Genomic DNA, 9,614 nt, shown 5'->3' with positions numbered 1-9,614 from the left:
GTCCCTGGCCGCGGCGGCGCGAGCGCTGGACGTCACCCCTTCGGCCGTGACCCAGCGGCTGCGACAGTTGGAGCAGCGCTTAGGGGTGCGGCTGCTGGAACGCACCAGCCGCCGTCTGCACCTGACTGCCGAAGGGCAGTTGCTGGCTCAGCGTGGTGCCGAGGTCCTGGCCAACATGGAGGAGCTTGCCGAGGCTTTGGTGGAGCGCCGCCAGGTCGTGACGGGGCATCTGCGGGTGGCAGCTCCGTTCGGCTTCGGGCGACGGTACGTGGCAGGGGCAATGGCAGAGCTTCGGACGCGACATCCGGAGGTGAAGCTGACCCTGACGCTGTTCGAGGATCCGGTCGGCCTGCGTGGCGATGCCTGGGACGTGCTGATCCATGTGGGGCCGCTGACGGACTCGACCCTTACGCTGCACCGGCTGGCGCCCAACCGCCGCATCCTCTGCGCAGCACCATCCTATTTGGAACGACACGGTATGCCGGAGCGGCCGGAGGATCTCCGCCAGCATGCCTGTGGCGTGATCCGGGAAGACCAGAGCGACGTCACGTTGTGGCGCTTCAGCCATGCACAGGAGGAGGCAGTCACCGTGCGGGTTCAGCCGGCGCTGAGCAGCAACGATGGTGAGGTCACCAAGCGATGGGGGCTGGCGGGGCTTGGCATTATTGTCCGCTCAGAATGGGATGTCGCCGAGGATTTGCAGCAGGGCCGTCTAGTGCCGCTGTTGCCGGCCTGGCAGCTTCCGGATGCCGATGTGGTGGCGCTGTTGGGTGCTCGTGGCGGACGGGTAGCGCGAACGGCCCACTTCCTGGAGAGCCTGCGGCAGATGCTTCAGCCCGTGCCCTGGCGCGTGTAGCGGGACCGGCAGGCCATCCCTCGCAGGATATTAGTGCCTCTGAGAAGGTCAAGACCCAGAGAGGATTTCTGGTGGCAGTTCGCAAGCTAGGGTCTCACGTATCCAGGATACTTGGCTTTGATCTCGTCCACATGAGCCAATGTCCCGGAGAGATGTTCCCGCAAGTGCTGCTGCGCCTCGTCAGGCTTGCCTTCGGCAATGGCCTGCACGATCAGCCTGTGATGATGCACAATGTTTTGAGCCTTGCCCGGAGTAGGGAGGTGCAGTCGGCGCAAACGATCAATATGGCCGCTGCGGCTGCGTACGAGTGTCCATAGATCGTGCATCTGCGCCGCCTCGTAGAGATGCTGGTGGAAATCCCGGTCAGCAGCGGCAAAAGCTTCGAAATCCTCGGCTTCCATCAGGGCCTGCTGCTGAGCCAGGAAGCCCTGAAGCCTTGCGATCAACCTTTGATCAGGCGCGAGCGCCAAGCTCCTGACGATCTCGAGTTCCAGAGAGCGGCGAAGGAAATGCGCCTGATGGGCAAGCGTCAGGTCAATGGGGCTGACCACCGTCGCATGTTGCGGGAAAATCTCGACGAGGCCTTCCTCCTGGAGCCTGAGGAGGGCATCCCGGATCGGGGTCGAGCTGAGGCCGAACTCCTTCTGGAGGGTGAGGCGGTTCAGCACCGTTCCAGGTACCAATGTCAGGGAGAGGATAGCTTCCCTTAGGTATTCGAAAACCTGAGGCGCGGCATGGCGCGACCTATCCCGGGGCCGCAACGAGGTCACCGTCAAGGTATCCATGTTCCCGTCCTTTCTCGGACTTCAGCCCGATCCTTCGAGGCGTTCATTACATCAGAAAGCTGCATCAGAATACAGGTTGACAGGCTAATGCATTAGCGCTTTAGTGTCTATCGTTCCCGCTGGAACATCCAGCCGCAAGCCCGCAGAAGACGGGTGATCGCCAACCAATCCAAATCATAGGAGGAAGCGCATGAGGGCGCTGAAACTGTTGTCCGCCGCTGCCCTGGGCATTGCGATCTCTGCACCCACGTTTGCTGCCGGGTATCCAGAAAAGCCCGTGACGGTGGTCGTGCCGTTCCCGGCCGGCGGTGCGTCCGATACGACGGCCCGCGTCACCACTCAGAAGATGCAGGAAAGCCTTGGGCAGCCCATCGTGGTGGAGAACAAGCCTGGCGCGAATGGCTCCCTCGGAGCGGGGCAGGTCGCCAAGGCAAAGGCCGACGGCTACACCCTGATTGTTGGCTCGATCGGCGTCTATGCCATCAACCCGGTTCTCTACAAGAGCCTGCCTTACGACCCGACCAAGGATTTCGACCTGCTCACGGTGGCCGTGCGCACCCCGAACGTTCTCGTGGCTAACCCCAACTTCCCGGCCAACAACGTCAAGGAGTTCGTCGAACATCTCAAGAAGAACCCTGAGAAGGTGACGTTCGCCTCGTCCGGCGCGGGCTCGTCCGACCATCTCACCGCAGCCTTGTTCTGGCAGAAGACCGGCACCACCGGCGTGCATGTGCCCTACAAGGGCGGCGCTCCCGCCATCACGGACCTGATCGGCGGCCATGCCGATGTGTCGTTCCAGAACCTCGGCGCCGTGTCGAACCACATCAAGGCCGGCAAGCTGAAGCTGCTTGCCGTCACAGCTGAGAAGCGGAACCCCGCCTTCCCGGATGCGCCGACCATGAAGGAAGCGGGCGTCGAGGGTGTGGAGGTCTACTCTTGGCAGGCTGTTGCTGCGCCAAAGGGACTTCCGGCCGACGTGAAGAGCAAGCTCGAACAGTCGCTGGCCGGCGCCCTGAACTCGCCCGACGTGAAGGGCAAGTTCAACGACATCGGCTTCGAGGTCGTCGCCAACACCAGCGGTCAGTTCTCGGAGTTCCTGAACCAGGAAATCAGCCGCTGGAAGACCGTCGTCGAGACCGGAAAGATCACGGCTGACCAATAAGCTAACCATGTGGGGCAGCCGTCTTGGCTGCCCCTGATCCTGATATATTGGAATTGCCAAGAGCGTCGCCACTTGTCTGATGCCTGCGCGGCCTTTGCTCCCGCCAGCGACGCCACAACGTTCATCGTCATTGCACCGGGAGGACGCTCATGATGTCACACGTGCTCCAGAAGAAAGATTTTTGGGCTGGTGTGCTCTACATCGCCTTCGGCGTGGCAGCCTTCTGGATCGGACGCGACTATCCCATGGGCATGGCTGGGCGCATGGGGGCAGGCTATTTCCCCACCATCCTCAGCGTCACCCTCATGCTGATCGGCCTGCTTTCCGCAGCACGTGCCTTCGCACAGGAGGGTGAGGCCGTCGGCGCTATTGCCTGGAAGCCCCTGGCGCTCGTCGTCGGCTCGACCGCTCTGTTCGGATTGCTGCTCTCCACCGCAGGACTTGTCGTCGCCCTGATCGCGCTCGTCCTGGTCAGCGCGGCAGCGAGCCAGCACTTCCGCTTCGAGCCCAAGGCGGCAGCAGGGCTGATCCTTCTCGTGGTTTTCTGCACGCTTGTATTCGTCAAGGCGTTAGGTGTCCCGATGCCGCTCGTCGGCTCCTGGTTTGGCGAGTAGGGGGATCAAGCGATGGAAACGCTCTCCAATCTCTGGCTCGGCCTGGAAACCGCGCTGACCTTCTGGAACCTGGCCTATTGCATGGTTGGCGTGCTCCTCGGCACCGCAATCGGCGTGTTGCCGGGTCTCGGGCCAACCGCGACCATCGCCATGCTGCTGCCCGTCACCTTTGGTCTGCCGCCGGTCTCGGCGCTGATCATGCTGGCCGGCATCTACTACGGTGCGCAGTATGGCGGCTCGACCACCGCAATCCTGGTGAACCTGCCAGGGGAATCTTCGAGTGTCGTGACCGCGCTCGACGGCTATCAGATGGCCCGCCAGGGCAAGGCGGGGAAGGCGCTGGCAACGGCTGCCATCGGCTCCTTCTTCGCCGGAACGGTCGCGACTGTGCTTCTTGCCGTCTTTGCTCCTCCGCTGGCTGACCTCGCGTTGCAGTTCGGCCCTGCCGAGTACTTCTCCCTGATGGTGCTGGGTCTCGTCGCCTCTGTCGTGCTGGCGCATGGTTCGCTGCTGCACGCCTTCGGCATGATCATCCTCGGCCTCATGCTGGGCCTGATCGGCACCGACGTGAATTCCGGCACGACCCGTTACACGTTCGGCTTCCCGGAGATTGCCGACGGTATCAACTTCGTGGTTGTCGCCATGGGCGTGTTCGGGCTTGGGGAGATCATCGGCAACCTCGCGAACGAAACTACCCGCACGGTCATGGCGAAGACCGTCAAAGGTCTCATGCCGACGCGAGAGGACCTGAAGCAAATGGCGGCACCGGTCCTGCGAGGAACCGTCCTTGGTTCCATGCTCGGCATTCTGCCTGGCGGCGGCGCCATGCTTGCCTCTTTCGCGGCCTATACCCTGGAGAAGAAGGTATCCCGCCATCCCGAACGGTTCGGCAAAGGTGCCATCGAAGGAGTGGCGGGCCCGGAGAGCGCTAACAACGCCGGTGCGCAGACCTCCTTCATCCCGATGTTGACCTTGGGCATCCCGTCGAATCCGGTGATGGCCCTGATGATCGGTGCCATGATCATGCAGGGTATCCAGCCGGGACCCTCAGTCATGACCGAGCAGCCGGTGCTGTTCTGGGGGCTTATCGTCTCCATGTGGATCGGCAACCTGTTCCTGCTCGTCCTCAACCTGCCGCTGATCGGGCTGTGGGTGCGCATGATCTCGGTGCCGTATCACTTCCTTTATCCGGCCATTCTGGTCTTCTGCGCTATCGGCGTGTTCAGCCTCAACAACGCGACCTTCGACGTCTACCTGATGGCGATGTTCGGGTTCCTCGGCTACATCTTCCGCAAGCTCGATTGTGAGCCGGCCCCGATGCTGCTCGGCTTCATCCTCGGTCCGATGATGGAGGAGCACCTGCGCCGGGCCATGCTGATCTCCAAAGGCGATGCCACGGTTTTCATGAGCCGCCCGATCAGCGCCACCATGCTCGTTCTGGCCTTGATCCTGCTCGCGAGCGTCCTGGCTCCCACCGTTCGCCGAAAGCGCGAAGAGGCATTCCAAGAGGAGGCCTAGGGCCTTCTCCGCACCTCATTTCCTCGACACCACAGGTTCGATGCTAGTCCCATGACGACCAGAAACAGAAAGCCGGAAGATCTTCGAAGCGCCCGATGGTTCGCTCCGGATGATTTGCGCGGATTCGGCCACCGCTCCCGCATCATGCAGATGGGCTATGCTCCCGAGGACTGGGTGGGGCGTCCGGTTATCGCGATCATCAACACCTGGTCCGACATCAACCCCTGTCACGCCCACTTCAAGCAGCGCGTCGAGGACGTGAAGCGCGGCGTGTTCCAGGCTGGTGGTTTTCCCATCGAGCTGCCGGCGATCTCCCTGTCGGAGAACTTCGTCAAGCCGACGACGATGCTCTACCGCAACATGCTGGCCATGGACACGGAAGAGCTCATCCGCTCCCATCCGGTGGATGGCGTCGTGCTCATGGGCGGCTGCGACAAGACCACGCCCGGACTCCTTCTGGGCGCCACGAGCGCCAACCTCCCGTCGATCTACATTCCGGCCGGGCCCATGCTGCGCGGGAACTGGAAGGGCAAGACCCTGGGCTCCGGGTCGGATGCCTGGAAGTACTGGGATGAGCGCCGGGCCGGCAACATCACCAAGGAAGACTGGGTGGAGGTCGAGGGTGGCATCGCCCGCAGCCACGGTCACTGCATGACCATGGGCACCGCTAGCACCATGACGGCGATTGCCGAAGCCGTCGGCATGACGCTACCGGGTGCTTCCTCCATTCCCGCTCCTGACGTCAATCACATCCGCATGTGCGCCGAAGCGGGCCGCCGGGCGGTCGAGATGGTCTGGGAGGATCTCACGCCCAGCAAGATCCAGACTCGTCCCGCCTACGAGAACGCCATTGCCGTTGCTATGGCCATGGGCTGCTCCACGAATGCCGTGATCCATCTCATCGCCATGGCCCGTCGGGCCGGTCACGATGTCGGCCTCGATGATTTCGAGATCGCCAGCCGCAAGGTTCCGGTGATCGCGAATGTGCGCCCGAGCGGTGCGGCCTACCTGATGGAGGACTTCTACTTCGCCGGCGGGCTGCCGGCCCTCATGACGCGCATCCGGTGCCATCTGCATCTCGACTGCCTCACGGTGACGGGCAGGACGCTCGGCGAGAACATCGCCCGCGCCGAGGTCTACAATGATGATGTTATCCGCACTGTTGACAACGCCATCTATGAGGAAGGCGCGCTCGCCGTGCTCAAGGGCAATCTTGCTCCGGACGGATGCGTCATGAAGCCGAGCGCCTGCGAGCCGCGCCTGCGCCAGCATTCGGGGCCTGCCCTCGTGTTTGACGACTATCCCTCCATGAAGGCCGCCATCGACGACGATAATCTCGAAGTGACAGCGGACCATATCCTGGTCCTGCGCAATGCAGGGCCGCAGGGCGGTCCCGGAATGCCGGAATGGGGCATGCTGCCGATCCCGAAGAAGCTCGTGAAGCAGGGCGTGCGTGACATGCTGCGTCTGTCCGACGCCCGTATGAGCGGCACCAGCTACGGAGCCTGCATCCTTCACGTGTCGCCGGAGGCGCATGTGGGCGGGCCGCTCGCGCTCGTGCGCACCGGCGACATCATCACCGTCGATATTCCAGCTCGCCGCATCACGCTCGAAGTCTCAGACGAGGAACTCGAGATGAGGCGTGCTCTGTTGCCGGAGTGTAAGCCGCGCTTCGAGCGCGGCTATGGCTGGATGTTCAGCAAGCACATTCGCCAAGCCCATGAAGGCTGCGACTTCGACTTCCTTGAGACGAGCCACGGCGGGCCCGTGGCCGAGCCCGATATTTTCTAGTTCCAGGAGATGAACCGATGACCGGCCTCAAGCCCGAAACACGCGACAAGCTCAAGAAAGTCGCGACTCCGACCCTAATGACGGCCCTCTACAAGCGCGGCCTGCGCAACCAATGGATTCAGGACGTCCATCGCATCAACCGCGATGCTGGCCCGATGGTGGGCGAAGCTTTCACCTTGCGCTACATGCCGGCCCGGGAGGACCTGAACCAGTTGACCGTCTTCCGCGACCGGGAGCACCCGCAGCGCAAAGCTGTCGAGATCTGCCCTCCGGGGGCGGTTCTCGTGATGGACAGCCGCAAGGACCCGCGGGCCGCGTCGGCCGGCTCGATCCTGATCTCTCGCCTGATGGTGCGCGGCGTTGCCGGCGTTGTCACCGACGGCGGCTTCCGCGATACGCCCGAGATCGAAAACCTCGGCATCCCAGCCTATCACAACCGTCCGTCCGCTCCGACGAACCTGACTCTGCACCAAGCCATCGACATCAACGTGCCGATCGGCTGCGGCGATGCGCCGGTGTTCCCGGGCGATGTCATCGTCGGCGATGCCGAAGGCGTAGTGGTGATTCCGGCTCACCTGGCGGACGAGATTGCCGAAGAGACGGTTGAGATGACGGCGTTCGAGGACTTTGTGACCGAGGAGGTCTTGAAAGGCCGCTCGATCCTCGGGTTGTATCCGGCCACCGACGAGCAGACCAACATCGACTTCGCAGCTTGGCGCAAGGCCAACGGGCGTTAGACCTACGGGGAGGGCGCCAGGATGACGTACGGAAGTGAATAGACGAGCCGATTGGAGACGAGATGAAGGCGAACAGGATCAAGACACTCTGGGCGGAGAGGAGGCCTGTGCTGAATGGCTGGCTTTCAATCCCGAATGCGTTCACTGCCGAGATCCTAGCGGAGCAGGGATACGACTCCATCACGATCGATCTTCAGCATGGGCTCATCGACTATCAGGTCGCAGTCGGCATGCTCCAGTCGATGCGCGCCAGTGAGGTTGCGCCTCTCGTGCGCGTTCCATGGCTTGATCCCGCCGCCATTATGAGTGTGCTTGACGCTGGAGCCTATGGGGTCATTTGCCCCATGATCAACACCGGGGCTCAGGCAGCCGAACTCGTGTCGTACATGCGCTATCCCCCGGCAGGAACCCGCAGCTTCGGTCCGACCCGGGCGGTGTTCTCCGCTGGCCCGAATTATGGGGCGGAGGCCGATGACAATGTTCTCTGCTTTGCCATGATCGAAACGTCGGAAGGGTTCCAAAACCTGGAGGAGATCGTTTCAACCCCTGGCTTGGATGGTGTCTATATCGGTCCGTCCGATCTGACACTTGGGCTGACTGGGCGGCAATACCCCTTCGGTTTTGATCGGGAGGAGCCAGAGATGGTGGAGGCAATCCTCACGATCCTGGATGCAGCCCACCAGGCTGGCATCCGCGCGGCCCTCCACTGCGGTGGGGCAGCCTACGCCGCGAAGGCCGTAGGCTGGGGCTTTGATCTGGTGACGCTGCCCAACGACGTCCGCCTCCTTGCCGCCGCGTCCCTCGCGAGCGTGACCGATACCCGCAAACTGATCGCAGCCGGCGCGGGATCAACCGGTTAGAAGCGGCGCCACGCATTCTTATGGCTCTGGATCGGAGGACAGAGACCCTGAGAGGGCGGGTACTCCCGAGCAGATCCTGCCACAGCAGGGATACCGCTCAGGCTGGCTGGTAAGGTCAGCTCCTGGCACTTCTCGGAACAAGGCCGACGGTCTGCTTCAGCAAGGAACAGCGGACGCTCTCGGAGGGCAGGGGAGCGTCAATGCATGACCTATTTCCAGACCTCAGGAGCGGCGAGAATTACCCGTTGCTCCAGAGTAGTCGACGGGCCTCTGGCAGAAAGTTACATGCTCTTGGCGTTGGGGAGACGGGGCGGGATGACGGTTTCTATCGCTTCGATTCGTTAGAATTGGGTGCGTAATCTAGCTGGCACAGGTCAGTTGCTCGCGCGTCGGCATGCCAGCCTGAGCACCATGGGCGAGGCAAGCCAGCGACGCCCCGTGGCAGGCCCGTTTGAGAGCTGTCCTGAAGGGGAGGGCTTCATCGATGCCGTTGGCCAGGATGCCGACGAAGGTGTCGCCAGCTCCAGTCGTGTCGATAGGGTGAATCCGTTTCGCTTCGATAGTTTCGCAGCGTCCATCAGGGTGAAACGCAAAGGCTCCGCGAGCGCCTGCTGTGACAACGCAAATGCAGCCGCTTTCAGCTAGATAGGCTCCCGCAACCTGGAAGTCGGCGGTTTCACAGCCAAGGATTCTGGCTGCCGCAATGGCTTCGTGTTCGTTGACAATGAAGATATCAGTAGCGTCAATGAGATTGGAAAGGTCTCTAGCCGGAAAATGTGGCGGGGCTGGTGCGAGGTTCCAAATGACGCGACCGCCAGTCGCCCGCACGCGCTGCGCGACACGGAGGGATGCGTGGAAGGGAACCTCCATCTGGAAAACCGCAACCGTCGAGTCATCTGCCTCGAAACCAAGAGCCCTAGCCTCGGTCAGGGAGGCATTTGCTCCGCTGGCGACAGTGATCGCGTTCTCGCCGCGCTCGTCGACGGTTATGAAAGCGCATCCAGTCGGTTTGGTGCTGCTTGCGACGAAATCTGCTACGACACCGTTGCGAATGAGGTTGTCGCTTGCGGATCGACCGAAAACGTCATCCCCAACGCAGGCGGCGATCGCCACCCGGCCCGGTAACGATACCCGCGCCGCCGCGATCGCCTGGTTCGCGCCCTTGCCGCCGAATAATGTCTCATAACCCGGCGAGAGAACGGTTTCGCCGGGCAGGGGGATCGAGGTCACGCGGGCGACAAGATCGATGTTGATCGAACCGAAAACGAGGATCATGTCACGCGCTCCCTTT

Annotated in this window: 9 protein-coding genes; 7 read left to right on the top strand and 2 right to left on the bottom strand. The window is 62.3% G+C overall.

Going from position 1 to position 9,614, the window contains the following annotated elements:
* Positions 1–856 (top strand): LysR family transcriptional regulator (locus JQC81_RS25915; protein ID WP_203274686.1); only part of this gene is annotated, 856 nt, incomplete at its 5' end.
* Between the two features lie 86 nt (positions 857–942).
* On the opposite strand, the gene JQC81_RS25910 is transcribed toward JQC81_RS25915, so the two are convergent.
* Entirely contained in the window at positions 943–1,641 is a 699-nt protein-coding gene (locus JQC81_RS25910; RefSeq protein ID WP_203274685.1) for a GntR family transcriptional regulator, read from the bottom strand.
* 190 nt (positions 1,642–1,831) lie between these two features.
* Between JQC81_RS25910 and JQC81_RS25905 the strand changes: the two genes are divergently transcribed.
* From JQC81_RS25905 to JQC81_RS25880, 6 genes are all read left to right on the top strand, one after another.
* Positions 1,832–2,803: a Bug family tripartite tricarboxylate transporter substrate binding protein gene (locus tag JQC81_RS25905; RefSeq protein ID WP_203274684.1), complete on the top strand. Its 972-nt coding sequence runs from the start codon at positions 1,832–1,834 to the stop codon at positions 2,801–2,803.
* Between the two features lie 149 nt (positions 2,804–2,952).
* On the top strand, positions 2,953–3,417 hold the full coding sequence (locus JQC81_RS25900) for a tripartite tricarboxylate transporter TctB family protein (protein WP_203274683.1): 465 nt from the start codon (positions 2,953–2,955) through the stop codon (positions 3,415–3,417).
* A 12-nt stretch (positions 3,418–3,429) separates the two neighbouring features.
* On the top strand, positions 3,430–4,935 hold the full coding sequence (locus JQC81_RS25895) for a tripartite tricarboxylate transporter permease (protein ID WP_203274682.1): 1,506 nt from the start codon (positions 3,430–3,432) through the stop codon (positions 4,933–4,935).
* A 51-nt stretch (positions 4,936–4,986) separates the two neighbouring features.
* Positions 4,987–6,726, top strand: coding sequence for an L-arabinonate dehydratase (gene araD, locus JQC81_RS25890; protein WP_203274681.1), 1,740 nt, complete (start codon positions 4,987–4,989; stop codon positions 6,724–6,726).
* A 17-nt stretch (positions 6,727–6,743) separates the two neighbouring features.
* A complete protein-coding gene (locus JQC81_RS25885) occupies positions 6,744–7,463 on the top strand; it encodes a ribonuclease activity regulator RraA (protein WP_203274680.1) in 720 nt (239 codons plus the stop codon).
* 62 nt (positions 7,464–7,525) lie between these two features.
* Positions 7,526–8,323 carry an HpcH/HpaI aldolase family protein gene (locus JQC81_RS25880; RefSeq protein ID WP_203274679.1) on the top strand — a complete coding sequence of 266 codons (798 nt, stop codon included), beginning with the start codon at positions 7,526–7,528 and terminating at the stop codon, positions 8,321–8,323.
* A 360-nt stretch (positions 8,324–8,683) separates the two neighbouring features.
* Here the strand turns inward: JQC81_RS25880 and JQC81_RS25875 are convergent, their stop codons facing one another.
* A complete protein-coding gene (locus JQC81_RS25875) occupies positions 8,684–9,598 on the bottom strand; it encodes a ribokinase (RefSeq protein ID WP_203274678.1) in 915 nt (304 codons plus the stop codon).
* Positions 9,599–9,614 lie beyond the last annotated feature (16 nt).

Origin of the sequence: Microvirga arabica, assembly GCF_016811235.1 — a bacterium.
Taxonomy (GTDB): Bacteria; Pseudomonadota; Alphaproteobacteria; order Rhizobiales; family Beijerinckiaceae; genus Microvirga; species Microvirga arabica.
The sequence above is the reverse complement of the archived record's forward strand: the minus strand, read 5'-3'. Positions and strand labels throughout refer to the sequence as shown.

Bases quoted from the DNA above. Each gene is read 5' to 3' on its own strand.
- JQC81_RS25910 (WP_203274685.1), bottom strand. From the start codon at position 1,641: ATGGATACCTTGACGGTGACCTCGTTGCGGCCCCGGGATAGGTCGCGC.
- JQC81_RS25905 (WP_203274684.1), top strand. From the start codon at position 1,832: ATGAGGGCGCTGAAACTGTTGTCCGCCGCTGCCCTGGGCATTGCGATC.
- JQC81_RS25900 (WP_203274683.1), top strand. From the start codon at position 2,953: ATGATGTCACACGTGCTCCAGAAGAAAGATTTTTGGGCTGGTGTGCTC.
- JQC81_RS25895 (WP_203274682.1), top strand. From the start codon at position 3,430: ATGGAAACGCTCTCCAATCTCTGGCTCGGCCTGGAAACCGCGCTGACC.
- araD (WP_203274681.1), top strand. From the start codon at position 4,987: ATGACGACCAGAAACAGAAAGCCGGAAGATCTTCGAAGCGCCCGATGG.
- JQC81_RS25885 (WP_203274680.1), top strand. From the start codon at position 6,744: ATGACCGGCCTCAAGCCCGAAACACGCGACAAGCTCAAGAAAGTCGCG.
- JQC81_RS25880 (WP_203274679.1), top strand. From the start codon at position 7,526: ATGAAGGCGAACAGGATCAAGACACTCTGGGCGGAGAGGAGGCCTGTG.
- JQC81_RS25875 (WP_203274678.1), bottom strand. From the start codon at position 9,598: ATGATCCTCGTTTTCGGTTCGATCAACATCGATCTTGTCGCCCGCGTG.